Here is a 25,339-nt window from a genome sequence, read left to right as displayed (position 1 = left end):
GGCAGGTCTGGGACCTGGTCGGCCGTCTCGGTGGCCAGCTGCGCGTGCTTCCCGGCGCCGTGATCGGCTGGGATATGTCGGCGGCGCTGGCGCTCGGTGAAGCCCTAAGCGTGCCGCCCGTCGTCATGGCCGAACTGCTGCCCGTCATCGAAGCGGTGATGGTCGCCAAGCTCAACGAACAGATGGATCATTCCCATGGCGGAAAAACGGGTTAGCGTCCGCCTCGCGGCCGTGGGCGGACGGCAGGTGCGCGCCGAGCTGGAAGGCGTCGGCGAGGCCGGATCGCGCGGCTTCGGGCGGCTCAGCCGGGAGATGGAGGCGGCCAACGCTCGGCTCGCGGCCTTCTCGCGGCGGGTCCGGGTCGCGGCGGCCGCCGCCGTGGCCGCCGCTGCCGCCGCGGGCGTGGCGATGATCCGCTCCGGCCTCCAGACGGTGGATGCGCAGGCCAAGCTGGCGCAGTCGCTGGGCACCACCGTCGCCTCGATCCAGACGCTGGAGCGCGCGGGCGAACTGGCGGGCGTGTCGATGTCCGGCATCGAGCAGGCCACGAAGGATCTGACGCGTCGCCTCAGCCAGGCGGCCGCCGGGACCGGCCCTGCCGCCGATGCGCTGGATCGCCTCGGGCTCTCGGCCAATGAGCTGATCGCCCTGCCGCTGGACCAGCGGGTCGGCGCCATCAACGCGGCCATCGAGAACTTCGTGCCTGCCGCCGAACGCGCGGCCGTCGCGGGTCAGCTCTTCGGCGAGGAAGGCTCTATCGCCATGGCGCGGATCGACACCGCGACGCTCCGCCAGGCGACCGAGGACGTCCTCGCCTTCGGTGTCGTCGTCTCCGAACAGGATGCCGAACAGATCGAGCGGACGAACGACGCCATCTCTCGGCTTGGGCTGATCTGGCGTGGGCTGTCGAACCAGCTGGCCGTCGCCGCGGCCCCCGCGCTGGAAGCCGTCGCCAATGCGATGGCGGCGGTCGCCAGCCGCACCGGGCCGCTCGGCATCGCGATCCGCGGGCTTTTCGACAACATCGGTCGCCTGACCACCTATGCCGCCACCTTCGCGGCCTTCCTCGCGGGCCGATGGGTGGCTGGCATGGCCGCTGCGGCGCTCTCCGTGCGCGGCCTCGCCACGGCGCTCGTCGTGCTGCGCAGCGCGCTGATCCGCACCGGCATCGGGGCGCTGATCGTCGGCGCGGGCGAGCTCGTCTACCAGTTCACACGCCTCGTCTCCGGTGCGGGCGGGTTTGGCGAAGCGATGTCGCTCCTGAAGGACCTTGCCGTCGAGGTCTGGGAGCGGATCAGGATGGGCGCGGCTGCGGCGGGCGCTGCGGCCACGGCGATGTTCTTCGACCTGAAGGCCGACGCCGCTTCGGGCATGCAGAGCGCCATCGAGAGCGTCGTCGGTTTCGGCAACACCGCCGTGAACACGTTCGAGGGGGCCTACGAGGCGATCAAGGCGATCTGGGGTCTGCTGCCCGCCGCCATCGGCGATCTGGCGTTCCAGGCGGCCAACAGCCTCGTCGACGGCGTCGAGGCGATGCTGAACGGCGTGGTCTCGCGCATCAATGGCTTCATCGGCGGGATCAACCAGGGGCTCGAAGCGCTCGGCTCGGAGCGCCGCATCTCGCTGGTGCCCGACCTCGACCTCGGCGAGATCGAGAACCGCTTCGAGGGCGCAGCCAGTGCTGCCACGACAGCGGCACAGGCGGCGTTCGACCGGGCCTTCGAGGACAACCCGCTCACCGCGCCCGATCTCGGTCTGACCGAGGCGGCGAACCGCGCGCTCGAGTCTGCGAATGTCTACCGCGGCGCCGCGCGCGATCTGGCGGAAGGGGCACGTGCGCCCCTCGAAAGCTGGCAGGCGCTGCGCGACGCGGTGCGCGGCACCGATGAAGGCAGTGCGGATGCGCTGACTGAGGCTACCGGTGCTGCCGAGCGGCTGGAGACGGCGCTCGGCGATGCCGGGCGCGCTGCAACAGATGCCGGTGCGGCGGCCGGGGCTGCCGCCGCTGCGGCAGAGCCCGCGACCGAGGCCGCCGTCACCGGGTGGCAGGCGGTCACGGCGGCGCTGTCCGATTACGCCAGCAAGGCGCGCGAGATCGGCGGCGATATCGGCCAGAGCCTCGTTGGCGCCTTCCAGTCGGCCGAGAACGCGGTGGGCCAGTTCGTGAAGACCGGCAAGCTGAACTTCCGCGACCTCGTTACCTCGCTGCTCGCCGATCTCGCCCAGCTCGCGGCGCGGCGGTTCATCCTCGGGCCGATCGCCAACGCGCTATCCGGCGTGTTTGCCGGCGCGGGCGGCATCTTCGCCAACGTCCTGCACGCGGGCGGGATGGTCGGATCGGCCGGGCCCTCTCGCATGGTCCCGGCCATGGCCTTCGCCGCCGCGCCCCGGATGCATGGCGGCGGCATGGCGGGCCTCCGCCACGACGAGGTGCCCGCGATCCTGCAACGCGGGGAGCGCGTGCTCTCGCGTCGCGAGGCCCAGAGCTACGGCGCAGGCGGTGGCGTCAACGTCACCATCATGGCCCGCGACGCCGAAAGCTTCCGCCAATCAAGGACACAGGTGGCCGCCGACATCGCCCGCGCCGTGTCGCTCGGGCGGAGGGGCATGTGAGTGCGACCGCGCAAGTGGGAACCGGTTGCGGGGGCCAGAGCACGAACCAAGGAGAAACTTGATGGCGTTTCACGAGGTGCGGTTTCCCGACAACATCAGCCGGGGCGCGCGCGGCGGGCCGGAACGGCGTACCCAGATCGTCGAGGTCGCCTCGGGAGACGAGGAGAGGAACGCCAGCTGGGCCAATTCGCGCCGCCGCTACGATGTGGCCTACGGTATCCGCCGCGCGGACGATCTGGCGGCTGTCGTGGCTTTCTTCGAGGCACGCAATGGGCGGCTGCACGGCTTCCGCTTCAAGGACTGGGGCGACCACAAGTCCTGCCTGCCTTCGGGCACGCCGTCGCCGACCGATCAGGCCATCGGCACCGGGGATGGCACGACCACCGCTTTCCAGCTGGTGAAGCGCTACGCCTCCGGTGCGCAATCATGGACGCGCGCCATCGCCAAGCCGGTGGCGGGCACCGTGCGCATCGCATTGGCGGGCGTTGAGGAGGCCACCGGTTGGTCGGTCGACACCGCCACCGGCCTCGTCACCTTCAGCGCCGCGCCGGGCGCTGGCGTCGCGATCACCGCGGGGTTCGAGTTCGACGTGCCGGTCCGCTTCGACACCGATGCGCTCGACGTGACACTCGACCTCGAGCGGCTCGGCTCGATCACCTCCATCCCGCTGCTGGAACTGCGCCGATGAAGACCCTCGATCCCGATCTGCAGGCCCATCTCGACGACGGCACGACGACGCTCGCCTGGTGCTGGCGGATCGCGCGTGCCGACGGCGTGAGTTTCGGCTTCACCGACCACGACCGGACGCTCAGCTTCGACGGGACCGACTTCGAGCCCGAGAGCGGGCTCACGGCCTCCGAGGTGCGCTCGGGCTCCGACCTTTCGGTCGATGCGCAGGATGCCGAGGGCGTGCTGACCTCGGACCGGATCACCGAGACCGACATCCTCGACGGCCACTGGGACGCGGCGCAAGTCGAGGTCTGGCGGGTGAACTGGGCTGACACGAGCCAGCGCGTGCTGATGCGGCGCGGGGCCATCGGCCAGATCCGGCGCGGGAGGCTGGCCTTCGTCGCCGAGGTCCGCTCGCTCGCGCATGTCCTCGGCCAGACGGTGGGGCGGACGTTTCAGGCGACCTGCGATGCCGCACTCGGCGATGCGCGCTGCGGCGTCGATCTGGAGGACCCGGCCTTCAAAGGCACGGGCGCGGTGATCGACCTTTTGCGCGACCGGGCCTTCACCGCCTCGGGCCTCGGCGGCTTCGCCTCCGGCTGGTTCACCTTCGGCACGCTGGACTGGACGAGCGGCGCGAACGCAGGACGGCGTACCGAGGTTTTGGGCCATGACGTGACGGACGGCATCGCTGTGCTGACCCTGCTCGAAGCGCCGGTGCGTGCGATCGCCGAGGGCGACGGCTTCACCATTCGTGCGGGCTGCGACAAGCGAATGGAAACCTGCGGGGCGAAGTTCGCCAACACGGCAAACTTCCGCGGTTTCCCGCACATCCCCGGCCAAGACGCCGTGCTGCGCTACGCCACGAAGGACGGTGGCCACGAAGGGTCCGTGCTGTGACCTCCGCCGATCCAGAGCGAGTCATCGCCATTGCGCGCTCCTGGCTCGGCACGCCATACCACGACCAGGCGAGCCTGCGCGGCGTGGGCTGCGACTGCCTCGGCCTCGCACGCGGCGTCTGGCGCGAGGTCGTCGGCCCCGAGCCATTCCCGATCCCGCCCTACAGCCGCGACTGGGGCGAGACAGGCCCGCGCGAAGTGCTGGCCGAGGGCGCGCGGCGAATGATGATCGAGGTGTCGCCCGCCGCGGCCGGGCCCGGCGCGCTGGTCCTCTTCCGCATGAAGCCCCGCGCCATCGCCAAGCATGTCGGGATCCTGACCGGCCCCGACAGCTTCCTCCACGCCTACGAGCGGCTCGGCGTGATCGAGGAGCCGCTAACTCAAAGCTGGCGGCGGCGCATCGCCTTCGCTTTCCTGTTCCCGTAACGCTGAGACCCCGACATGGCCACGCTTGTTCTCGGTGCCGCTGGCGCCGCCATTGGCGGCAGCATCGGCGGCGCGATCCTCGGCGTCAGCGCCGCCACCATCGGCGGCTTCATCGGCTCCAGCATCGGCTCGGTCGTCGACAGCTGGATCATCTCGTCGCTGGCGCCCACGCAGCGCATCGAGGGCGCGCGGCTCGACACGCTGCGCATCACCTCGGCCTCGGAGGGCGCGGTCATCCCGCGGCTCTACGGCCGCATGCGGCTGGGCGGCAACATCATCTGGGCGACGGATTTCCGCGAGGAGACGAAGACCACGACGCAGGGCGGCGGCAAGGGCGGCGGGGGCGGCAAGGTCAAGACCACCGAGTATCTCTACTACGCCAGCTTCGCCGTCGCCTTGTGCGAGGGCCCGATCACCGGGATCGGCCGTATCTGGGCCGACGGCAAGCCCATGGACATCTCCGGCGTCACCTGGCGCTGGTATCCCGGCGACGAGGCGCAGACCGCCGATCCGTTCATCGCCGCGAAGATGCGCTCGGCCAGCACTCCCGCCTATCGCGGCACGGCCTATGTGGTCTTCGAGGAGCTGGCCCTCTCGACCTATGGCAACCGCCTGCCGCAGCTCTCCTTCGAGGTGTTCCGGCCGCTGGCCGATCCCGACACCGCCGAGGGCCTGACCCGCGCTGTCACCATGATCCCGGCCTCGGGTGAGTTCACCTACGCGGCGCAGGCCATCCGCAAGACCGATGGTGGTGCTGTGCAGGCGGAGAACCTGAACGCGCTGCCTGACGCCACGGACATGGTGGAGGCGCTCGACCGGCTGCAGGCCATGGCCCCGGCTGTGACAAGCGTCAGTCTCGTCGTGGCCTGGTTCGGCGACGATCTGCGCGCGGGCTCCTGCAAGGTGCGGCCGGGCGTCGAGGTGTCGGCCAAGTCGACGACGCCGGCCAGCTGGTCGGTCAATGGCGTCAGCCGCGCGAACGCCTTCCTCGTCAGCCGCGACGACCAGGACCGCCCGGTCTATGGCGGGACGCCGTCCGACTTCGCGGTGGTGCAGGCGATCCAGGAGATGAAGGCGCGCGGTCTGCGCGTCGCCTTCTATCCCTTCATTCTGATGGACGTACCGCCCGGCAATACGCTGCCGAACCCCTATTCCGACAACGCCGCCGAGGTGGGCCAGCCCGCTTTTCCCTGGCGGGGGCGGATCACCTGTTCACCTGCGGCAGGTTTTGCGGGGACCGTGGACAAGACCGCCACGGCGGCCGCGCAGGTCGCGGCGCTGTTTGGCGCGGCCACGCCCGCGAGCTTCAGCGTCTCGGGTCAGTCGGTTTCGTGGACAGGTGCGCCGGGCGACTGGGGTCTGCGCCGCATGGTGCTGCACTACGCCCTTCTCTGCGCGGCGGCTGGCGGCGTCGATGCCTTCCTGATCGGCACCGAGATGCCGGGGCTGACCACGATCCGCTCGGGCGCCAGCAGCTATCCGGCCGTGCAGGCGTATCGGGACCTCCTTGCGGATGTGCGGTCGATCCTCGGGTCCGGCACCAAGATCGGATACGCGGCGGACTGGTCGGAGTATTTCGGGCACCAGCCGGGCGATGGCAGCGGCGATGTGTTCTTCCATCTTGACCCGCTCTGGGCCGATCCGGACATCGATTTCGTCGGGATCGACAACTACATGCCGCTGTCGGACTGGCGGGACGGCTTCGAACATGCGGACGCGGCCGAGGGCTGGCCCGCGATCTACGACCGCGCCTACCTGCAGGGGAATATCGCCGGCGGCGAGGGATTCGACTGGTTCTATGCCAGCGCGGCCGACCGCTCAGCGCAGATCCGCACCCCGATCACGGATGGGGGTGAGGCGGGGAACGCCACGGGTTCGAGTGACCCGCCGAACGGCAAGCCGTGGGTCTTCCGCTACAAGGATCTGCGCGCCTGGTGGTCAAGCCCGCACTACGACCGCCCGGGCGGGGTGGAGAGCGGCACGCCGACGGCGTGGGCGCCGCAATCCAAGCCGATCTGGTTCACCGAGCTCGGCTGCCCGGCAATCGACCGGGGCACGAACCAGCCGAACGTCTTCTTCGACCCGAAATCGTCGGAGAGCTTCACGCCGCATTTCTCGCGGGGCTGGCGCGATGACGCGATCCAGCGCGCATATCTCGAGGCGACGTACCTCTGGTGGGGCGAGGCCGCGAACAACCCGGTGTCCTCGGTCTACGGCGGCCGGATGGTGCATGTCCCCGAATGCGCCGCCTGGACCTGGGACGCACGGCCGTACCCGTTCTTCCCGGCGCTGACCGACGTCTGGACGGACGGAGCGAACTGGCGGCTGGGGCACTGGCTAACCGGACGGCTTGGCGCGGTGTCGCTGGCGGCGCTCGTGCGGCACCTCTGCCTGCGCGCCGGGCTGCCCGAGGCGAGGATCGACGTCACCGGGCTTTGGGGCGCGGTCGAGGGCTACGCCATCACGGCGCTGGAAAGCCCGCGCGCCTCGATCACGACGCTGTCGCGGCATTTCGGCTTCGACGCGGTGGAGACCGAGGGCGTGATCCGCTTCGTCATGCGCGGGCGGGCCTCCGTCGCCACGCTTGCGCCCGACGATCTGGTCGCCGCCCGCGAGGGCGATGTGCTGGAGCTGACCCGCGGCCAGGAGACCGAATTGCCGCAGGCGCTCAAGTGGCAGATCGCCCGTGCCGACGAGGATTACGACGCCGCCCTCGTCGAGGCGCGGCGGATCACCGTCGACACGACCCGGATCGTCTCGGAGTCCTTCCCGATGGCGGTGCCACCCGAGGAGGCCGAACGCCGCTGCCGCCGCGCGCTGATGGAGGCGTGGGTGGGGCGCGAGACGGCGGCGTTCCGTCTGCCGCCCTCGCGCCTCGCGCTCGATCCGGCCGACGCGATCCGCTTCGCGCATGACGGGCGGCTGGTCGATCTGAGGCTTGTCTCCATCGCCGATGCCGAGGCGCGCGGCATCGAGGCGGTTCGCCAGGACCGCGCGACCTATGATCTGCCGCCCGGCGATCTCCGCGCGGCCTCGCTGACGCGCGCCGTGGTGTTCGGCGCGCCGGATGCGGTGCTGATGGACCTGCCGCAGCTGACCGAGGACCAGCTCGCGCATCGGCCGCTGGTCGCGGCACACGCCGTGCCGTGGCCGGGCGAGATTGCAGTGTTCCGCAGCCCCGCGACCGATGGCTTCGAGCTGCTGACCACGTTCGGCAGCCGCGCCCGGATCGGGGCACTGGTCTCGGACTTCTACACGGGGCCGACGTCGCGCTTCGACCTCGGCAATGCGCTGGTGGTCGATCTGCTGACCGGAACGCTGGAGAGCGTGACCGACTTGACGCTGTTCGGCGGCGCCAACGCGCTCGCCATCGAGAGCGCGCCCGGCGTCTGGGAGATTGTGCAGGCGGGTGCGGCCAAATTGCTGGCGCCGGGCAGGTATCGGCTGACACGTCTCCTGCGCGGCCAGCGCGGCACGGAAGGCGCCATGGGCAACCCGGCGCCTGCGGGCGCGCGGGTCGTGGTCCTGGACACGGCGCTGGCGTCCCTACCAATCGCCGAGGCCGACCTTGGGATCCCGTGGAACTGGCGCATCGGCCCAGCGAGCCGTTCGGTCAGCGACGAGACCTATGTCGCGCAATCCTTCACGCCTCAGGGCGTGGGGCTGCGGCCGTTCTCGGTCGCCCACGTCGAGCAGCCATGGCGGAAGCCGCGTGCGCCCGGCGATCTGACGATCCGCTGGACGCGCCGGTCGCGCGCACTTTCCGCCGACAGCTGGGGTGGGCTCGAGGTGCCGCAGGCCGAGGAACTGGAAGCCTACGAGGTGGAGATCCTCGACGGCGCCACTGTGAAGCGGGTGCTGAGCACGGCCACCACCAGCTCGGTCTACACCGCCGCCCAGCAGACCGCAGACTGGGGCGAACTACTCGCCCCCGGCGACACGCTCGACATCCGCATCCATCAGCTCTCCGCCCTTGTCGGGCGGGGTGCGCCCAAGGCTGTAACGCTGAGCTTCTGAGGTAGCGCAATCAGTTCTGGCACTATGCGCGATCGGCGTCGTAGGCTCGGGCCATGCGCCCCGAGGACGAAGACCGGATTGCCGCCAAGCTTGCCAGAGTGATGGCCGTTGCCTGCGTGCGAAACACGCAGCTCGAGACCCTGCATGCCGGCCTCACGCCCGTTTCGCACACGGGTGATGGCAGCGACGTCATCGTGGAGGACGCCGTGGGCCGACGCATACCCTGGTCCGAGGTCTCGCGGATCAATGACGACGAGATGCGCGCGTTGATGCGCGAGATCGTGGATCGGCTCTACACCTTCCATCTGCGGATCGATGACCCGGCCTTCCGTGCCGAAATTGATCGCTGGGCCGCGATGACCGCGAAGTGGGACGCGGCGAAACCCGACCCAGTTCTGTCCGCGATTCCGGGGAAGACGCCCGAGCACGGGTAGCTCGTCAGCACCACCGCTGCGCCACTGTTCGCCGCCTGCCATGCAGGCGGCGTTCTTCGTTCTGGAGACCGTCCATGTCCGATGCCACGACCCATCTGCTGCTGCCCTACATCCTGGCGGCGCAGGCCCAGAAGCACGTCACGCACAACGAAGCGCTGCGGATCCTCGACGGGCTCATCCAGCTCTCGGTCCTCGACCGGGATCTGACGGCACCGCCCGGTTCTCCCGCCGATGGCGACCGCTACATTGTAGCCTCGGGCGCGACGGGCGACTGGGCGGGCTGGGACCTGAACGTCGCGCTCTGGACCGACGGCGCCTGGCTGCGACTTCCGCCGCGCACTGGCTGGCGCGCGTGGGTCGAGGACGAGGGGCTGCTGCTCGTCTACGATGGCGCGGGCTGGATCGGGGCTACACCATTAGCGCTGCAGAACATGGCGCTGCTCGGGCTCGGCACCACAGCGGATGCGTCGAACCCGTTCTCGGCCAAGCTGAACGCGGCGCTCTGGACGGCGAAGACCGTGGCCGAGGGCGGGACCGGCGATCTGTTCTACACCATGAACAAGGAGGCCGAGGGCGACGATCTCGGGCTGACGCTGCAGACCGGCTTCGTCACCAAGGCGCTGGTGGGGCTGTTCGGTTCGGACCGCTTCCGCCTCGCGGTCTCCGCCGACGGCAGCACCTTCTTCGACGGGCTCAGCGTGGACAACACCACCGGCATCGTCGACCAGCCCCGGCTCCCGCGCTTCAAGGCCTACACCAACTACGACAACTATGTCGGCGTCGGCACCTGGACCAAGATCGGCCTCAACAATACCGACTACAACGATCAAGGGACCTTCGACGCCGCGAACAACCACTTCGTCGCCCCGGTCGACGGCACCTACCTTTTCGGTGCGACGCTCCTCTACAAGATCAACGCCAGCGCCACGGCCCGCATGCGCGGGCGGCTCGTGCTGAACGGCACCGCCGAAATCCGCGGCTCCCTCGGCGAAATCTCCGCCACCCACGTCTCGCTCGCCACCGCGATCTGGCTCCAGACCATGGTGCCGCTGACGGCCGGCGATACCGTCGAGCTGCAGGGGTATTTCCGGGTCGCGGACGGCTACTTCGCCGCCGATCACACGTCCTTCTGGGGCTGCAAGATTGGCTGAGCGGCGCAAGGAGGATCTGATGAACCCACCCCGATCCGAGGGCTTCGTGCGCATGCCCGACGCCGAGTTCGAGGCGATCCTGACCCGGGCGGCCGAGGAAGGCGCGAAACGCGCACTCGCCGATGTCGGCCTCGACGGCGACGAGGCCGCGCTCGACATCCGCGATCTGCGCTCCCTCGTTGATTGCATCCGGCTGGTACGCCGCACCGCCATGCAGACCGCCGTCCGCATGATCACCACCGGCGTCATGCTGGCGCTGCTCGCCGGCATCGCCATCAAGCTGAAGATCTTCGGCGGCAGCCCGTAGTCGCGCCCCATCCCCATTCATCAGCCCGCAATAACCCGCCCTCGAGGCGGGTTTTTCGTTTTCGGAGGACCCCATGACCACGACCTTTTACGACCACTGGCGCGATGTGCCCGAGAGTGCCTGGCGCTGGCCGAACTTCAGCCCAGCCGAGATTGCCTGCCGGGGTACTGGCAAGCTGCTGATCAATGAACCGGCGCTCGACAAGCTGCAGGCGCTGCGCGACCGGCTGGGCAAGCCGCTGATCGTCCGCTCCGCCTATCGCAGCCCCGAGCACAACCGTGCGGTCGGCGGCGCGACCCGGTCGAAGCACAAGGACGGCGCCGCCTTCGACATCGCCATGGCGAACCACGACCCCGTGGCCTTCGAGGCGGCGGCGCGAGAGGTCGGGTTCCTCGGCTTCGGCTTCTACCCGCGATCGGGGTTCATTCACATCGACCTCGGGCCCGCGCGTCAGTGGGGCGAGCGGTTCCCGGTCCGGGCGACTGCCTTCGCCGAAGAATCGCCACCAGCGCGCGAGGTTTTGGCCGATAGCCGCACCATGAAGGGTGGAGGGGCGGCTGGTGTGGCGACGCTGGGCGCAGCAGGGGTGGAGGTAGCGCAAAACGTCCTGGCCGAGACCCAGACCGCCATCCTGCCGCTGGTGCCGTATCTCGACACGTTGCGTTGGGTATTCATCGTGGTGGCGCTCGGCGGGATCGCGGTCACGATCTACGCTCGCCTTGACGACTGGAAGCGGGGGCGGCGGTGATTGCCAGTTTGCTCACCGGGATCGCCGCCAGCCCGTGGGTGCGGTCGGCGCTACGCTACGTCGCCATCGTCCTCGCTGTGCTCCTGTTTCTGCTCGCACTCCGGCGGTCCGGCGAGCGAACGGGACGCCTCGCCGAACGTCTCGAAATCGCGGAGAAATCCCATGAAGCCCAACGACGGATGCTCGAGGCTGCGGCGCGTCGCCCTCGTGATCGCGACGAGCTTGCTGAGCGGCTGCGCGACGGGAAGTTCTGAGACAAGCGGGTTCGGGACGTGTGCACCCGTTGTCGAGTATAGCCGGGAGTTTCAGGCGCGGGCGGCCGAGGAACTGCCCTTGCTGCCGGAGGGATCGACGATCGCAGAGATGCTGAGCGACTATGCTGTGATGCGCGAGCAGGCGCGGGCATGCAACTAAGGATGCTGCTTCGGCCAAATGGTGCTGGAACTTACCACAAGACCTCACACGCTCGTGCTCGACGGCGCCGTACCTGCTCTTTCTTTTGCGTCCCGATTTTGAAAAGATGTTGATTGAAATAAGGATTGAAAATTCATGCTGACCAGACGTCATTTCATTGGCGCGACCGCCGCTCTGTTCTCGCCCGCGATCTCTGGGTCAGCACTTGCTAGATCTTGGCCGACGGAAAATCAGAAGGCCGCCTGGGACGCGCAGGTCACGCCGCCGGGCTACGATCCGGCCACGACGAACCCCTGGGGTCTGCATCCGCGCCTTCTGCCGCAGCGGGTCGAGGCCCGGCCCGGACTCGTGCCAGGGGACATCCACGTCGATGCGACCGCGCGCTACCTCTATCACATCGAGGAGGGTGGAACCGCCATGCGCTATGGCGTTGCCATCGGTCGGGGTGGCCTCTACGAGCCTGGCACCTACACGATCCGTCGCAAGGTGGAGTGGCCGCACTGGACGCCGACGCAGGCGATGATCTCGCGGGAACCCGAAGTCTACGCGCAATTCGCGGATGGGATGGAGCCTGGACCCCAGAACGCGCTCGGATCGCGCGCGTTCTATCTCTTCGTCGGCGACCGGGACACCTATCTGCGGATCCACGGCACGCCTTTTCCCCGCTCGATCGGAAGTCGGGCCAGTTCGGGCTGCGTGCGCATGGTCATGGCTCACATCAACGATCTCTACGAGCAGGTCGAGACCGGAGTGACCGCTCACCTCTACCCGGCTGCGGGCGACGGTCCGGTCACTGCGCACAGCTGAGCGGTTTCAGCTCACATAAGATACGTAAGTTACGACAGCAGCATGGGCGATCCAGTGGATCCATCATGTCCCGACCTGTGCCAAGCGCTGCGTGCAGATCGGTCGGCCGTCCACTGTTCGGAGCGGAAGCATCGTCGTCTCGACGGGTCCGACATGGCGGTACCAGTAGCAGCCGTCCTCTGGCCGCAACTGAACCGACTGCAGATCCTGATAGGGCGCAGCCATCGCGCTTAGCTGGGTCATCACCTCTGCCGAAATGGCCGTGTCGGAGCCTGCGGTGTCGGCGACAGGCATGGCGCAGGCGCCGAGTAACAGTATGACAGGAAGCAGCAGGATTGCACTGATCGGTGCGGTTGCTCGATCCATGGGTCAGTTTCCTACGTAGTTTGCGAAGACTTCGGTCGCTCCATCGCGCCGGATCAGAAACACGTCAAAGGCCTCTCGCTCGCTTTCCGGTCCCATTCCGGGCGAGCCGTAGGGCATGCCGGGCACTGCGAGGCCGACTGCGTCCGGACGCTCTTCCAGAAGGCGCCAGATATCGGCAGCGGGGACGTGGCCCTCGATCATGTAGCCTTCGATGCGGCCTGTATGGCAGGAGGCCATCTCCTGCGGGATTCCGTTGTCCAGCTTGTAACGCATCAGAAGCGTCCCGGCGCTCGCCTCGGTCGTGACGGAGAAGCCGTCGTTCTCGAGGATCTCGATCCAGGCCGAGCAGCAGCCGCAGTTGGGGTCCTTCATCACGTGGATCGCCGGTCCGGCGCCTTGCGCAAGAGCCCTCAGGGGCGATGCAGCCACCAGTGCAGCTCCGCCGATCAGGAGCGTGCGGCGGGAAAAAGTGTCTTGGGTCATCTGATTTTCCTTTCGAGGTTGAATGTGTGGACTTGCAGGTCAGAGATCGACCCGCCTGAGCCGTAAGGCGTTGGTGATCACCGAGACCGAGGACAGGCTCATCGCCGCCGCCGCAATCATCGGCGAGAGCAGCAGGCCGGTCACGGGATAGAGCAGTCCTGCTGCGATAGGGACGCCGAGAGCGTTGTAGGCGAATGCGAAGAACAGGTTCTGCTTGATGTTGCGCAATGTGGCGCGGGCGAGCTTGCGGGCCCGCACGATGCCCATCAAGTCGCCGCCCAACAGGGTGATGCCTGCGCTTTCCATCGCAACATCGGCTCCAGTGCCCATGGCGATGCCGACATCGGCGGCGGCCAGCGCGGGCGCGTCGTTCACCCCGTCCCCCGCCATGGCGATCTTGTGGCCATCGCGGCGCAACTGGTCGATCAGGTCCTTCTTGGCCTCGGGCAGGATGCCCGCGCGGACCTCGTCGATGTCAAGCTTGCCCGCCACCGCCTGTGCCGTGCGCTCGTTGTCGCCCGTGGCCATGATGACCCGCAGCCCCTGGGCATGGAGTTCCCGGATCGCCTGAGCGGTGCTGTCCTTGATCGGGTCGGCGACCGCCACGATGCCGACGAGCGCGCCGTCAAGAGCGACGAACATCGCCGTCTTGCCCTCGGCGCGCAGGGTGTCGGCCTTTGCCTCGGCCTGCGCGGTGTCGAGCCCCATCTCCCGCATCATCGCGGCGTTGCCGAGCGCCACCGCGCGTTCGCCCACTATCCCCTGCACGCCCTTGCCGGTGACGGCGTCGAAGTCCGTGGCCTCCTGACGCGGCGCACCCTTCGCCTCGGCTCCCTCGACGATCGCCTCAGCCAGCGGGTGTTCCGAGCCGCGCTCCAGAGCTGCGGCCAGCGACAGCAGGTCGGTCTCGGTGATGTCACCAAGCGCCACAACGTCCGTCAGCTTCGGCTTGCCCATGGTCAGCGTGCCGGTCTTGTCGACGATGAGCGTATCGACACCCGCCATACGCTCCAGCGCCTCGGCGTCCTTGATCAGCACACCCGCCTGCGCACCGCGCCCCGCGGCCGTGGTGATGGAGATCGGCGTCGCCAGCCCCAGCGCGCAGGGGCAGGCGATGATGAGGACCGAAACGGCGGATGCCATGGCGAAGACCAACGCGGGTTCCGGGCCGAAGATCATCCAGACGACGAAGGCTATGATGGCGATGGCGACCACGGTCGGCACGAACACCGCCGACACCCGGTCAGCCAGCCCCTGGATCGGCGCGCGGGACCGGCGCGCGTTCGACACCATCGCGACGATCTGCGCCAGCACGGTGTCGGACCCGACCTTGCCCGCCTCGATCACGAGGGAGCCGTTCTTGTTGATCGTTGCCCCGGTCACCGCATCGCCCGGGCCCTTTTCGACCGGCATGGACTCGCCGGTCAGCATGCTTTCGTCCAGAGACGATCGACCTTCGATCACCGTGCCATCGACCGGGACCGCATCGCCGGGCCGCACGCGCAGCCGGTCGCCCTCCATGATGTTCTCCAGCGGCGCGTCGTATTCGGTGCCGTCCGGCAGGATGCGCCGCGCCGTCTTTGGAGCGAGGTCGAGGAGCGCGCGGATCGCGTCTCCGGTGCGTTCGCGCGCCCGCAATTCGAGAACCTGGCCGACGAAGACCAGCGCCACGATCACGACCGCCGCCTCGAAGTAGGTGCCGACGCCATGGCCCATCCGGTACTGTTCCGGAAAGATCCCTGGCAGGAAAGTGGCGACGATCGAGTAAAGATAGGCCGCCGCCACGCCGATGCTGATCAGCGTCCACATATTGGGGCTGCGGTTCACGAGGGAGTCCCAGCCGCGCCGGAAGAATGGCAAGGCGGCCCAGAGGATGATCGGCGTGGCCAGTACGAATTCGAGATAGCTGGCGGTCTGATGCCCGATCCAGTCGCGCACCGGCAGCGCGACCAGTTCACCCATCGTCAGGATAATGAGCGGCACCGCCGCCGCGGCGGAAATCCACATCCGGCGGGTGAAGTCGGTCAACTCCTCGCTCGGCTCGTCCGAGGGAACCATCGGCTCCAGCGCCATGCCGCAGATCGGGCAGGACCCCGGCGCATCGCGAACGATTTCGGGATGCATCGGGCAGGTGTACTGGACGTTGGCCGGAGCAGCCTTCTTCTGCCCGGCGGCCCGGCCCGAGGCATAGAACCACGGATCCGCCTTGAACTTGGTCTGGCACTTCTCCGAGCAGAAATGAAAGGTCTCGCCCTGGAACGCGGCGTGACGCCCGTCCGTCTTGACCGCGACCGTCATCCCGCAGACCGGGTCCTTGACCTTGTGGGCACTGTCCGCTGCGACAGCCGCGTGCCCCTGCTCATGGCCGTGGGCCGCATGATCGTGGTGCTGATGATCGTGGTGCTGATGATCGTGTTCAGTATTGTTGGTCATTTTTACGCCTCCTCGGCGTCTCGTCCTCGGCCTTGCGTTCGCCGTTCTGCGCTTTCCAATCGCTAGACGGTCAAGAGGTGACTGGAAGCTGGAAAAGTATCGCCGTTTAGTGATTCCCATGGAAATTTCGAACGTTGGTCTGTTCTGGCGCGGCATGTGACCGCATGATGTCAATGTCGGCTGCAGTCTCCTCGCCATCGAGGCAGTATTCCTCCACCTGCAACGTCGAGAAGTAGATGTTGAATCGCTCGCGCAGGAGATGGTTCGCCTGCCGCAGCACCCGCTCGCCGTCTTTCCAGTTCCGAACGCAGATGTGGCTCGAGAAGACATTGCGCCCGGATGTCAGGCTCCAGGCATGGACGTGATGCACATCCGTCACCCCCTCCAATTGCCGGATGGCCGTGATTGCGGCCTCCAGATCCAGGTCTTCCGGCGTGCCCTGAAGCAGGATGTGCAATGCCTCACGCAGAATGCCCCAGGAAGCCCAGAGCAGGACGAGCCCGAAGGCCATGCCAAGCAGGGGATCAATGGCGAGGAAGCCCGTAAATCGGATCACCAGCGCCGAGATGATGATGAGGAAGCTTCCGACGAAGGTCTGGAGGATGTGCCAGTAGGCGCCGCGCATGTTCAGGTTGCCCTTCTGGCGTTCGTACAGCAGCCAGAGCGCGACAAGCTCGGTGGCGATCCCGCCGGCAGCGGCAAACAGCATCGGTGTCGTGGCCAGTTCGATCGGCTCCATGAGACGCATCGCGCCCATCCACAGCACGAAAAGAGCCATCGCGACGAGAAACAGGCCGTTGAAAAGGGCGCCGAGGATCTCGGCCCGGACATAACCGAAGGTACGTGCCGGGCTGGATTTCCGTTCAGTCAAGCGAAGCGCGACCAGTGCGATGAGCACGCCGCCCACGGCAGAGAAGGTGTGGAAGGCATCGGAGATGACAGCGACGGAGCCCGTCCAGATGCCGATTCCCAGCTCGACTACAAAGTAAAGGCCGGTGAGCCAGCCCGAGATGACAAGCGCCTTGCGATCGCCGCCCGCGGGCATGTGACCGGCATGGCCGCCGTGAGACATCGACATGAGTCCGCCTCCTTCTTGCTGAGGGAGAACGCCGGCATCCGACGTCCTCTGCCTGGCCTATGCGCTGACCGCGAATTCGGTCATCATGCCGGTCTCAAGATGCGGCATGTGGTGGCAATGCAGCATCCAGCGCGCGGCCTCGCCGGCGTCGAGCGCGATATCGACCATCGACATCGGCGGCACGTACACCGTGTCGCGCAGCGCGCCCCGGACCGCGCGTCCGTTCAACCCGACGACCTGGAACACATGTCCGTGCAGATGCATCGGGTGGCCCATCATCGACATGTTGTGGAATGACAGCACGATCCGCTCACCGCTCTGCGCGGTCACCGGGCGATGCTGGCCCCAGACGGCGCCGTTGATCGTCCACACATAGGGCTGCATCGAGCCGCCCAGCATCACCATGTGGCTGCGGTCCACCGGCCGATCCGGCAAAGCGCCCGCGGCGATCAGACGCGTCTCCTGCGCAAGGTCGCTGTCGAAGGCAGGCGCTTCGGCCTCCGCCATGGTGTCGATGCGCCGTATTTCGGCGCCCTGCGTGGCAAGGATCAGCCCGGTCCGCTCTCGCGCGCCTTCCCGCAGCGCGAGGATCGGCCAGGCGCCGCCCTCCTGCGGCAGGTCGATCTCGAGGTCGAGCCGTTGGCCCATGGCCAAGCCGAACCGCGTGCCGGGGACGGGCTGAACGGCATGGCCATCGACCGCGACGAGCCGGGCCTGCGCTTCGCCAGTCTCGATCCAGAACACCGTTGCCGCGGCGGCGTTGATCACCCGCAGGCGGATGCGCCCGCCGCGCTCGACCTGCACCACCTCGGGATCCGAAAGCGTGCGGTCGTTGGCAAGATAGGCGTCCCAGTCGTAGTCGTTGAGGTCCATCGCCATGCCGTCCATGGCGCCCATTCCCGTCATGCCACCCATGGCGCCGTGATCCATGCCACCCATCGGCATGTTCCCCATCGCGCCGTGGTCCATGGCCGCCATGCCGCCCATGACCGCGCCGTGGCCGCCTCCATGACCGCCGGCGGTCCCGTGGCCGCCAAGGATCTCGGCCATCACCTCCTCGGGTGCCTTGAACGAGAAATCATGCAGGAACAGCACCACCTCCTGCCGGTCGGCGGCGACATCCTCGGCGCTGCGCACGATCAGCGGCGCGGCCAGAAGGCGCATCTCGTGCAGCGGCACATGCGCGTGCATCCAGTAGGTGCCGGGCAGCGGCGCGAAGTCATAGGCGCGAGTCTCGCCGGGGGCGAGCATCGGCAAAGGCATGTCGGGCACGCCATCCTGTGCGTTGGGCGGGATCTGGCCGTGCCAGTGGATCAGCGTGTCAGTATCGAGATCGTTGCGCAGATCCACCCGGAACCGCGCGCCGGGATCGAGTGTCAGCCCCTGTCCGGCCGGCCCGGCAAGACCCCAGACGGTGGCGGCGCGACCGTCGATGTCGAGCGTCCGGGTGGCGGCACGCAGCGACAGCGGGGCGGCGCCCTGCGCCGCCGCGATGCGCGGTAGGTGCGCATAGACCAGCATGGCGGCGCCAGCGGCAAGGAAGCCGCGTCGTGAAAGGGTATTCATGGTCGTCTCCTCGGGACAGCCTGTCCCGTTCATCAAAACCGACAGGACGCCGCGGGCCTCGTGGCCCGGACGCGATCAGAGGAGACGGAGCTTGGGAGGTCGTTCGTTCAGTCCAGGTGCCCGACTGGCGACGGTTTCAGCAGTTGGCAGGGCATGGCTGGCAGGCGCGTAAACGCTGGGCGAGTCTTCCCTCGGAAATGTCAGAAAGACCGAAAGACCTGAACAAAGCAACTCACAGCTTCCAGCATCCATCGATCCGCAGTGCTGTTCGCCGTCACAGGAACGGTCGCTGCCGGTCGCAACCTGCGTCATCTCGCTGACATGCGCCGCGTGATCCGGCCCTGCGCTCAGGCGCGCCGCATGCGCAGACGTCGCCGTCGTCATGAAGGCGATCACGAGCACGGCCAGCATGGTGACGAGGCGCGAGAACATCCCGGAAAGATAGGCGCTGGTCACGGGAATGTCCATTGCCCCAAGCGTCGCGCCTCTGGCAGAACTTCATCCTCGGCATATAGCCAATAGAAATTCCTCGCCACCAATCATGCAACTCATGAGTAAAGAACTCCGTAACATCTTGTGGCTCGGATTGCTCCTCGGCGGCCTGATCCTGGCGATCCTCGCTGGATGGCATCAGGCCCGGACAACCTCCACCGCCGCGGCATCTGCAGAAGTCGAGCAGGGGCGGCAGGTCTATGCGGACCAATGCGCCTCCTGCCACGGTGCGGACCTGGAGGGGCAGCCGGACTGGAAGACACCCCTTCCGTCCGGGCGTCTCCCGGCGCCACCGCACGATGCCGGCGGCCACACGTGGCACCATCCCGATGACATCCTGTTCCGCATCGTCAGGGAAGGCACGGCCGCCATCGTCGGGGGCGGCTATGAGAGCGACATGCCGGGGTTTGCCGATCTTCTCAGCGACGCAGAGATCCAGGCTGCGCTCGCCTATATCAAGAGCACCTGGCCGGAGCGCGAGCGGACCTACCAGGAGAATGTGTCGCAAGCACGCTGAGCGCTGATGGCACCTTCGGGATGGAGCTTCGCTGCAGGCCGGAGCTGCCCGTGCGACCGGCTGCTCAGTTTTCCGAGGCCCACCCGGTGACAGTTGTGGCTGCCGGACAGAAGCGGCATATTTGGATCAACCCGATGGCGACACCTTTGGGAGCGATGTTCGTGGGATTATTCATGGATTACTTGGCCTTTGAAGCGCGCCCGATCATGGCGCAGCGTCGGGTTTTCCCTCAATGAACAATCCCGGCTCCAGTTCATCGAAGCGGGTTCAAGACCGCACGGAGCGGCTCAACAAGAACTGCTTCTGCGTTACACTGGACCTTCCATCGCTGCGCGAGGCGCTGGAGCAGGAGGCAGGTGAGCCGGCGTTCTTCGAGACGTTCATCGGCCCCAAGACCCACCTGTTCTCGCACGTGCCGGTGTTCCTTTCGGCCACCACCGTGGATGAGATGCGCGCCATCGCAGCGGCTGTGGAGACCACCGCCCAACTCGCGGCATACAAAGCCGCGGTCCTTTCCTGGGCGCCGGAAATCGCGCGGGCGGATCACGGTCCGATCGGGGCATTGATGGGCTACGACTTTCATCTTGGCGAAGACGGCCCCCGGCTGATCGAGATCAATACCAACGCCGGCGGGGCATTTCTCAATGCCTTTCTTGCAAGGGCGCAGCGCGCGTGTTGTGCCGAAATGGACATCCCCCCGACGCTGCCATCGTTCGAGGACGCGGCGTTCCGCATGTTCCAGAACGAATGGATTCGGCAGCGGGGAACGGGCACGCCACAACGCATCGCCATCATCGATGACAATCCGCCGGAACAGTACCTTTATCCCGAGTTCGTGCTCGCGCGGGAAGTTTTGGCGGCACGAGGGGTAGACGCGGTCATCGCCGACGCCGGTCACCTTAGCTACGACGATGGTCGGCTCAGCGTCGACGGAAAGACGATCGATCTCGTTTACAATCGGGTCACCGATTTCGCCTTTGATCAGCCCGAGCACAAGGCATTGCAGGAATCCTACCGTGATGGCGCGGTTGTCGTAACGCCGAATCCGCACAACCACGCGCTCCTTGCCGACAAGCGCAACCTTTCGCTTCTTTCGAATTCCGCGACACTTGAGGCATGGGGAGTCGACCCGGGGATTCGGGCCGGGCTTGCTGCCGTTCCACGCACCGTTTTGGTCAATCCCGACAACGCTGATGCACTTTGGAAATCCCGCAAGGACCTGTTCTTCAAGCCGACAGGAGGACATGGTGGCAAGGCGGTATATCGTGGCGACAAGCTGACGAAAGGAGCTTGGGCGGAGATCGCGGAGGGCGGATACGTAGCCCAGACGCTGGTCCGCCCCAGCGAGCGCATGATCAAGATCGACGAGACACCCCAGAGGCGCAAAATGGACGTGCGACTGTATACCTATGATGGGCAGGTGCTTCTGGTGGCCGCGCGCCTTTATCAAGGCCAGACCACAAATTTCAGGACGCTAGGGGGTGGGTTCGCGCCGGTGTTCGTGATCTGAAGCGAGAGCTGTTGGGATCTTGTATAATGAAATCAATCCCTTAAGGTGGAGAAGGTTGGACGTCAGACCCATCCCCTCCGCCACTTGCCCCCACGAAGGCGTTCTCCCGATCCGGCTGCGGCCGGGATTTCTCGTTGTTTTCGAGGGTTATGCGGGAGGGGCTGAGCACTGGCCCCCGCGCCAAGAGGCCCGGAAGCGGTCTCTCAGGGCCGATATTCTCTGGACCTCATGACTGCGCCGATTTGGTGAATTTCTCATAAGCCCATGTAGATATTGACGAAATTAAAGCCGTTGAAATTGCTTGGATTGGAGTCGCGTTTGCGTCTGCCACGACCGGGTTCGGAAGTTCTCACGCCATGGCCCTTTCCAACCTCTGCTTCCGACGCTCCCAATCGGGCATCACCTTGTCGAGCAGCTCGAAGAAGGCAGCACCGTGATGAGGCTCCGCCACATGGCAGAGCTCGTGGGTGATCACGTAGTCGATGGCGTCGACCGGCGCCTGCACGAGGCGGCGGTTCAGAAGCAGGCGTCCGGCCGGCGACATGGACCCCCATCGCTGCCGGGTCTGGCGTACGATGAGACCTTTCGGCCTGAATGCCTCCGGATTCGGGAAGTGGCCGAGACAGAGCTCGATCCGCTCCGGAAACTTGATGTGTGCCCGGTCCCGGTACCATGCCTCGACCAGTTCGCGCGTCACCTCCGGCCTGGTCGGCCGGTGTGTCTGCACAACGATGAAGCCGCGGATCGGCTTCACGCATTCCTGGACATGCGGGACGACCTTCAGCCGATACTGGCGCCCGAGGTAGAGATGGGTCTCACCGGCGACAAACCTGCGCTCCGGTGTTCTTGGAAGGAACTGGGCGAAGTACCGCTGCTGCCGCGTCACCCATGCCGCGCGCTTCCGCAGCTTGGCTTCTATTGCGTCGAGCGTCGCGTCCTCCGGGGCCGCGATCACCACCGAAGCATCCGGCTCGACGGCGATCTCTAGCGTCTTCCTCGGACGGCGGACGATCTCGTACCGGATCTCCTGCTCGCCGTACTGCAGGCAGTGCAGTTCCCGCGTCATGCCGCGAACCGGGCCCGAGCAAGATCCATAATCTTGAGTTCGAGATCGTCGAGCACCTCCACGGGCAGGTCGACGCCCCTCTCGTCACGCAGAACGTCGAAGAAGTAGTCATCAATGGCATTGCGCAGTTTGTTCTGGGCCACTTCGTTCGACCAAATGTCGACGATCAGGTGGGACTTGATGATGTCGATGATCTCCAGGGCGATGGATGCTGCTTCGTCGCCGGCCACCGGCTCATCGTCCTCGATCTTGAGCTGACCTTCCAGGACGCCGAAGAACGCCTGTGCATCCTCATCGCCCCGGATGCTTTCGGGAACATCCCGGCCCCGATCCTTGCGTGCCACCTTGCTCGCGAGGTCCACGACGCTGTTCAGGTACTCGCGCTCGGAGAGCCGCTTCTCGCGATAGGCGCGAATGGTCTCTTCGAGCAGCTCGGAGAACTGTTTGTAGAACGTCGGGTCCTCATCCATCTTCTCGGTGATTGCCCGGCGGGTCGCGCTGGCGATGCGATCCGCCCTCGAGGCCTCGGAGACCCCCGTCTCCTCGATGACAGCCTTCAGCGCGTCGGGGTCGTTGATGTTGACCACCTCGATGATGGTCTCCGCCGGCATCGCCACGACATGGTCATCGAGCAACTTCTGGATCTTCGGTTCGAACTCGCGGACATCGACCGTCTCCTGGTAGCGAAGCTGGACCGAGCGCTTGAGTTCGGAGAACTGCTTCCAGTCCCGTTTGAGGGCATCGACCTTTGCCTCGTCGAAAACATCGAAAAGCTTGTCGGACGAGAGCGAGATGTGCAGGCACCGGCTGAACGCCTTAAGCCGCGCGTAGAACTCATGGCGCTGCGCCTCGTCAGCGAGGTGCTGCTCGAACTGCTCCATGTCCTTTTTGTTCCGAACCGGCTTGAAGAGGTCCCAAAGCTGATCGTGCAGCTGGGGCAGCTTGCGGATCTCCTCCCGGACATCGTGCACCGTCCCTGCGAGGTCCGCGGCCTCGTAACCTTCGAAGGCGCTATAGGTCGTCAGGGCGCTGTCCAACTCGCCCAGCAGCCCCTCGTAATCGACGATGAAACCGAACTGCTTTTCCGTGCCGCCGTCCTCGTAGAGACGGTTCACGCGCGCAATCGCCTGGAGAAGGTTATGTTCCTTCAGGGACTTGCAGACGTAGAGCACCGTATTCCGGGGTGCGTCGAAGCCGGTGAGGAGTTTGGAGACGACGATCAGGATCTCTGGATCGCCAGAGCCCTTGAAGGAATCGATGATCTGGCGGTTGTACTCCTCCTCGGTCTTGTACCGCGCCATCATCTGCGACCAGAAGCGGCGCACGAGGTCCTTGGATTCCTGGTCGACCTCCTCGTTGCCCTCGTTCTCATCCGGCGGCGAAATGACGATCGCGCTCGAGACGTGGCCGATCTCGTCGAGGACCTCCTTGAAGCGGACGGCCGCCGCTTTCGACGGGGCAACGAGCTGTGCCTTGAAGCCTGTGCCCTGCCAGTGCTGGCGGAAGTGCTCGGAGATGTCGAAAGCCTTGGCTCGAATTGCCTGATCGGTCTTGGCCAAGGCGTCCATCCGGGAGAATTTCCGCTTCAGATCACGCTTCTGGTTCTCGGTCAGCCCCTCGCTGATCTTGTCGAACCAACGGTCGATAACGGCGCCCGAGACCTGCTGCTCAACGAGCCGTCCCTCGTAGAGCAGCGGCACGACGGCGCCGTCGGCGACCGCCTCGTCGATGGCGTAGCGGTGGATTAGCCGCCCGAAGGTCGACAGTGTGTTCTTCTCCTTCTTGAGCAGGGGCGTGCCGGTGAAGCCGAGGTAGCAGGCCTTGGGCAGGAGGCGGCGCATCTTGGCGGCGAACTGGCTGTGGCCGCCGTAGCGACCCGTCTGCGTCCTGTGGCTCTCGTCGACCAGCACGAAGATATTCGGATCGTCGTCCGCCAGCTTGCTGTTCTTCAGCGCCGTGTCGAACTTGTTGATGATCGTGGTGACCAGCGGAGCCTTGTTCTGGACGAGCTCCAGAAGGTGGGCCCCGCTCGTCGCGCGGACCGGCTCGAGGTCGCAGGACTTGAAGGTGTCCTTGATCTGCTTGTCGAGATCGTCGCGGTCCGTGACGATGATGATCCGCGGGTTCTCGATGCTGCGCTCGAGAGCGAGCGAGCGCCCCAGCATCACCATGGTCAGTGACTTCCCTGAACCCTGCGTGTGCCAGATCACGCCGCCCTTTCGGGCGCCGCTGACATCGTGCTGCTTGACCGTCTCGACGGCGCGGCGGATCCCGAAGAACTGCTGATGGCGCGCAACCTTGCGGACGCCGCCATCGAACACGGTGAAGCGGCGGATAAGATCGAGCAGCCGCTCGGGGCGGCAGAGTGCATAAACCGTCCGGTCCTGGGCCGTGACCGCGCGTTCGCCCTCGGCGGCCATCGCGTCGAAATAGGCACGTGCATCCGCGAAGTCGCCGGAGAAGATGGCGTCCTTCTCCGCCACGGTGAGCACGCGGTTTGAGAAGGGCGCGATGGCCTCGTCGGTGTCTTCCTCGTCCCGCCAAGTTTGCCAGAACTTTCGCGGCGTGCCGACGGTCGCATAACGCGCCTCGTTCCGGTTCATGCCGATCAGCAGCTGCGCGAAGTGGAAGAGCTGCGGGATGTTGTCCTCGTTCTGGTAGCCGATCAGCTGGCTGTCCGCCTTCTTCAGGCTTTCGGTCGGCCGCTTGTTCTCGATCACGAGGATCGGGATGCCGTTCACGAACGCGACGATGTCGCAACGCTTGGTCTGGCTCGACGCTGTCCTCTCGACCGAGAACTCGGCAGTGACATGGAAGACGTTGTTCTCCGGCCGCTCCCAATCGATGTAGCGGAACGAGTAGCTCTTCGAGTCGCCGTCGATGGACTTCGTGATGGTCGTGCCGAGGACGAGCGTGTCGTAGATGTCTTGATTGGTGCCGCGCAGACCCTTCAGCCGATCCGGCGTGGGCTTCAGCCGTCGCATCGCCTCGTGCGCGTCCTCGAGGTCGAAGGCGTACTCACGGCCCCGGTGCGTGAAGCGGTTGATGCGCATCAGCTGCTCAGCGAGTACGTCGTCCAGCACCACGTTCCGCAGCCGCCCGCCGCGGAGGCGCAGCGCTTCCTCCTGCGAGAGCGGCTTAAACCCCAGCGCCACCAGCAGCTGCAGTGCTGGCACCTGGGACTGGTGTTTCTCGGCGGCGTTGAAGGTCATGGGGCGCGCTCCCGGGCCCGGATTAACTTGCGGTCAAGGGGCTCTGTGGCTATATACGGACCAAAGGATTGGGCATTTCCCGGTCGACAAAGGGGTCCTGGAGTTTCCGGGGCCCCTTTGTTTTTTCCTGT

At 66.4% G+C, this 25,339-nt stretch carries 22 protein-coding genes; 14 read left to right on the top strand and 8 right to left on the bottom strand.

Annotation, left to right across the window (positions count from 1 at the left end; genetic code table 11):
- Positions 1–44: 44 nt before the first annotated feature.
- From ACFQXB_RS18025 to ACFQXB_RS17970, 12 genes are all read left to right on the top strand, one after another.
- The gene (locus ACFQXB_RS18025; RefSeq protein WP_290081469.1) at positions 45–215 is read left to right on the top strand and encodes a DUF7697 family protein; all 171 of its coding nucleotides are present in this window, start codon (positions 45–47) and stop codon (positions 213–215) included.
- Positions 196–2,613 (top strand): phage tail tape measure C-terminal domain-containing protein, encoded by a 2,418-nt coding sequence (locus tag ACFQXB_RS18020; protein ID WP_377406613.1) that lies wholly within the window; start codon positions 196–198, stop codon positions 2,611–2,613. Before ACFQXB_RS18025 ends, ACFQXB_RS18020 begins: the two co-directional genes overlap by 20 nt.
- 61 nt (positions 2,614–2,674) lie before the next feature.
- Positions 2,675–3,301 (top strand): phage distal tail protein, Rcc01695 family, encoded by a 627-nt coding sequence (locus ACFQXB_RS18015; protein ID WP_377406611.1) that lies wholly within the window; start codon positions 2,675–2,677, stop codon positions 3,299–3,301.
- Positions 3,298–4,182 carry a DUF2163 domain-containing protein gene (locus ACFQXB_RS18010; protein ID WP_377406609.1) on the top strand — a complete coding sequence of 295 codons (885 nt, stop codon included), beginning with the start codon at positions 3,298–3,300 and terminating at the stop codon, positions 4,180–4,182. The genes ACFQXB_RS18015 and ACFQXB_RS18010 overlap by 4 nt, the downstream gene beginning before the upstream one ends.
- Positions 4,179–4,607 carry an NlpC/P60 family protein gene (locus tag ACFQXB_RS18005; protein WP_377406607.1) on the top strand — a complete coding sequence of 143 codons (429 nt, stop codon included), beginning with the start codon at positions 4,179–4,181 and terminating at the stop codon, positions 4,605–4,607. Before ACFQXB_RS18010 ends, ACFQXB_RS18005 begins: the two co-directional genes overlap by 4 nt.
- A gap of 15 nt (positions 4,608–4,622) precedes the next feature.
- Positions 4,623–8,624, top strand: coding sequence for a baseplate multidomain protein megatron (locus ACFQXB_RS18000; RefSeq protein WP_377406605.1), 4,002 nt, complete (start codon positions 4,623–4,625; stop codon positions 8,622–8,624).
- 53 nt (positions 8,625–8,677) lie between these two features.
- Positions 8,678–9,058, top strand: a complete 381-nt coding sequence (locus tag ACFQXB_RS17995; protein ID WP_377406602.1) for a hypothetical protein — start codon at positions 8,678–8,680, stop codon at positions 9,056–9,058.
- Between the two features lie 74 nt (positions 9,059–9,132).
- Entirely contained in the window at positions 9,133–10,209 is a 1,077-nt protein-coding gene (locus tag ACFQXB_RS17990; protein WP_377406600.1) for a DUF2793 domain-containing protein, read from the top strand.
- Positions 10,202–10,516: a DUF6127 family protein gene (locus ACFQXB_RS17985; RefSeq protein WP_377406598.1), complete on the top strand. Its 315-nt coding sequence runs from the start codon at positions 10,202–10,204 to the stop codon at positions 10,514–10,516. The genes ACFQXB_RS17990 and ACFQXB_RS17985 overlap by 8 nt, the downstream gene beginning before the upstream one ends.
- A gap of 73 nt (positions 10,517–10,589) precedes the next feature.
- The gene (locus ACFQXB_RS17980) at positions 10,590–11,264 is read left to right on the top strand and encodes a YcbK family protein (protein WP_377406596.1); all 675 of its coding nucleotides are present in this window, start codon (positions 10,590–10,592) and stop codon (positions 11,262–11,264) included.
- Complete coding sequence (locus ACFQXB_RS17975) at positions 11,261–11,518, top strand: hypothetical protein (protein WP_377406594.1); 258 nt, start codon at positions 11,261–11,263, stop codon at positions 11,516–11,518. The genes ACFQXB_RS17980 and ACFQXB_RS17975 overlap by 4 nt, the downstream gene beginning before the upstream one ends.
- Before the next feature lie 295 nt (positions 11,519–11,813).
- Positions 11,814–12,485, top strand: a complete 672-nt coding sequence (locus tag ACFQXB_RS17970) for a L,D-transpeptidase (RefSeq protein WP_377406592.1) — start codon at positions 11,814–11,816, stop codon at positions 12,483–12,485.
- A 63-nt stretch (positions 12,486–12,548) separates the two neighbouring features.
- Here ACFQXB_RS17970 and ACFQXB_RS17965 read toward each other — a convergent pair whose 3' ends face one another.
- The 6 genes from ACFQXB_RS17965 to ACFQXB_RS17940 form a co-directional block, all read right to left on the bottom strand.
- Complete coding sequence (locus ACFQXB_RS17965; protein WP_377406590.1) at positions 12,549–12,851, bottom strand: hypothetical protein; 303 nt, start codon at positions 12,849–12,851, stop codon at positions 12,549–12,551.
- Positions 12,852–12,854: 3 nt separating this feature from the next.
- Positions 12,855–13,334, bottom strand: coding sequence for a DUF411 domain-containing protein (locus tag ACFQXB_RS17960; RefSeq protein WP_377406588.1), 480 nt, complete (start codon positions 13,332–13,334; stop codon positions 12,855–12,857).
- Between the two features lie 39 nt (positions 13,335–13,373).
- The gene (locus tag ACFQXB_RS17955; protein ID WP_377406669.1) at positions 13,374–15,767 is read right to left on the bottom strand and encodes a heavy metal translocating P-type ATPase; all 2,394 of its coding nucleotides are present in this window, start codon (positions 15,765–15,767) and stop codon (positions 13,374–13,376) included.
- A gap of 106 nt (positions 15,768–15,873) precedes the next feature.
- Positions 15,874–16,845 (bottom strand): cation diffusion facilitator family transporter, encoded by a 972-nt coding sequence (locus ACFQXB_RS17950; protein WP_024899900.1) that lies wholly within the window; start codon positions 16,843–16,845, stop codon positions 15,874–15,876.
- 57 nt (positions 16,846–16,902) lie between these two features.
- Positions 16,903–18,411 carry a multicopper oxidase family protein gene (locus tag ACFQXB_RS17945; protein WP_377406586.1) on the bottom strand — a complete coding sequence of 503 codons (1,509 nt, stop codon included), beginning with the start codon at positions 18,409–18,411 and terminating at the stop codon, positions 16,903–16,905.
- Positions 18,412–18,486: 75 nt separating this feature from the next.
- Positions 18,487–18,867, bottom strand: a complete 381-nt coding sequence (locus tag ACFQXB_RS17940; protein WP_241232892.1) for a hypothetical protein — start codon at positions 18,865–18,867, stop codon at positions 18,487–18,489.
- 94 nt (positions 18,868–18,961) lie between these two features.
- Between ACFQXB_RS17940 and ACFQXB_RS17935 the strand changes: the two genes are divergently transcribed.
- On the top strand, positions 18,962–19,420 hold the full coding sequence (locus ACFQXB_RS17935) for a c-type cytochrome (protein ID WP_377406583.1): 459 nt from the start codon (positions 18,962–18,964) through the stop codon (positions 19,418–19,420).
- A 232-nt stretch (positions 19,421–19,652) separates the two neighbouring features.
- Entirely contained in the window at positions 19,653–20,930 is a 1,278-nt protein-coding gene (locus ACFQXB_RS17930) for a hypothetical protein (protein ID WP_377406581.1), read from the top strand.
- A 349-nt stretch (positions 20,931–21,279) separates the two neighbouring features.
- On the opposite strand, the gene ACFQXB_RS17925 is transcribed toward ACFQXB_RS17930, so the two are convergent.
- Together ACFQXB_RS17925 and ACFQXB_RS17920 are read right to left on the bottom strand one after the other, a co-directional pair.
- A complete protein-coding gene (locus tag ACFQXB_RS17925; RefSeq protein ID WP_377406579.1) occupies positions 21,280–21,996 on the bottom strand; it encodes a M48 family metallopeptidase in 717 nt (238 codons plus the stop codon).
- Positions 21,993–25,208, bottom strand: coding sequence for a type I restriction endonuclease subunit R (locus ACFQXB_RS17920; protein WP_377406577.1), 3,216 nt, complete (start codon positions 25,206–25,208; stop codon positions 21,993–21,995). The genes ACFQXB_RS17925 and ACFQXB_RS17920 overlap by 4 nt, the downstream gene beginning before the upstream one ends.
- Positions 25,209–25,339 lie beyond the last annotated feature (131 nt).

Source organism: Halodurantibacterium daqingense, assembly GCF_042666235.1.
GTDB classification, from domain to species: Bacteria; Pseudomonadota; Alphaproteobacteria; order Rhodobacterales; family Rhodobacteraceae; genus Halodurantibacterium; species Halodurantibacterium daqingensis.
The sequence above is the reverse complement of the archived record's forward strand: the minus strand, read 5'-3'. Positions and strand labels throughout refer to the sequence as shown.

What these genes read in the sequence shown, in the direction of transcription:
- ACFQXB_RS18020 (WP_377406613.1), top strand. Translation starts at nt 196, where the DNA reads ATGGCGGAAAAACGGGTTAGCGTCCGCCTCGCGGCCGTGGGCGGACGG.
- ACFQXB_RS18015 (WP_377406611.1), top strand. Translation starts at nt 2,675, where the DNA reads ATGGCGTTTCACGAGGTGCGGTTTCCCGACAACATCAGCCGGGGCGCG.
- ACFQXB_RS18010 (WP_377406609.1), top strand. Translation starts at nt 3,298, where the DNA reads ATGAAGACCCTCGATCCCGATCTGCAGGCCCATCTCGACGACGGCACG.
- ACFQXB_RS18000 (WP_377406605.1), top strand. Translation starts at nt 4,623, where the DNA reads ATGGCCACGCTTGTTCTCGGTGCCGCTGGCGCCGCCATTGGCGGCAGC.
- ACFQXB_RS17995 (WP_377406602.1), top strand. Translation starts at nt 8,678, where the DNA reads ATGCGCCCCGAGGACGAAGACCGGATTGCCGCCAAGCTTGCCAGAGTG.
- ACFQXB_RS17990 (WP_377406600.1), top strand. Translation starts at nt 9,133, where the DNA reads ATGTCCGATGCCACGACCCATCTGCTGCTGCCCTACATCCTGGCGGCG.
- ACFQXB_RS17980 (WP_377406596.1), top strand. Translation starts at nt 10,590, where the DNA reads ATGACCACGACCTTTTACGACCACTGGCGCGATGTGCCCGAGAGTGCC.
- ACFQXB_RS17970 (WP_377406592.1), top strand. Translation starts at nt 11,814, where the DNA reads ATGCTGACCAGACGTCATTTCATTGGCGCGACCGCCGCTCTGTTCTCG.
- ACFQXB_RS17965 (WP_377406590.1), bottom strand. Translation starts at nt 12,851, where the DNA reads ATGGATCGAGCAACCGCACCGATCAGTGCAATCCTGCTGCTTCCTGTC.
- ACFQXB_RS17960 (WP_377406588.1), bottom strand. Translation starts at nt 13,334, where the DNA reads ATGACCCAAGACACTTTTTCCCGCCGCACGCTCCTGATCGGCGGAGCT.
- ACFQXB_RS17955 (WP_377406669.1), bottom strand. Translation starts at nt 15,767, where the DNA reads ATGACCAACAATACTGAACACGATCATCAGCACCACGATCATCAGCAC.
- ACFQXB_RS17950 (WP_024899900.1), bottom strand. Translation starts at nt 16,845, where the DNA reads ATGTCGATGTCTCACGGCGGCCATGCCGGTCACATGCCCGCGGGCGGC.
- ACFQXB_RS17945 (WP_377406586.1), bottom strand. Translation starts at nt 18,411, where the DNA reads ATGAATACCCTTTCACGACGCGGCTTCCTTGCCGCTGGCGCCGCCATG.
- ACFQXB_RS17935 (WP_377406583.1), top strand. Translation starts at nt 18,962, where the DNA reads ATGAGTAAAGAACTCCGTAACATCTTGTGGCTCGGATTGCTCCTCGGC.
- ACFQXB_RS17930 (WP_377406581.1), top strand. Translation starts at nt 19,653, where the DNA reads ATGAACAATCCCGGCTCCAGTTCATCGAAGCGGGTTCAAGACCGCACG.
- ACFQXB_RS17925 (WP_377406579.1), bottom strand. Translation starts at nt 21,996, where the DNA reads ATGACGCGGGAACTGCACTGCCTGCAGTACGGCGAGCAGGAGATCCGG.
- ACFQXB_RS17920 (WP_377406577.1), bottom strand. Translation starts at nt 25,208, where the DNA reads ATGACCTTCAACGCCGCCGAGAAACACCAGTCCCAGGTGCCAGCACTG.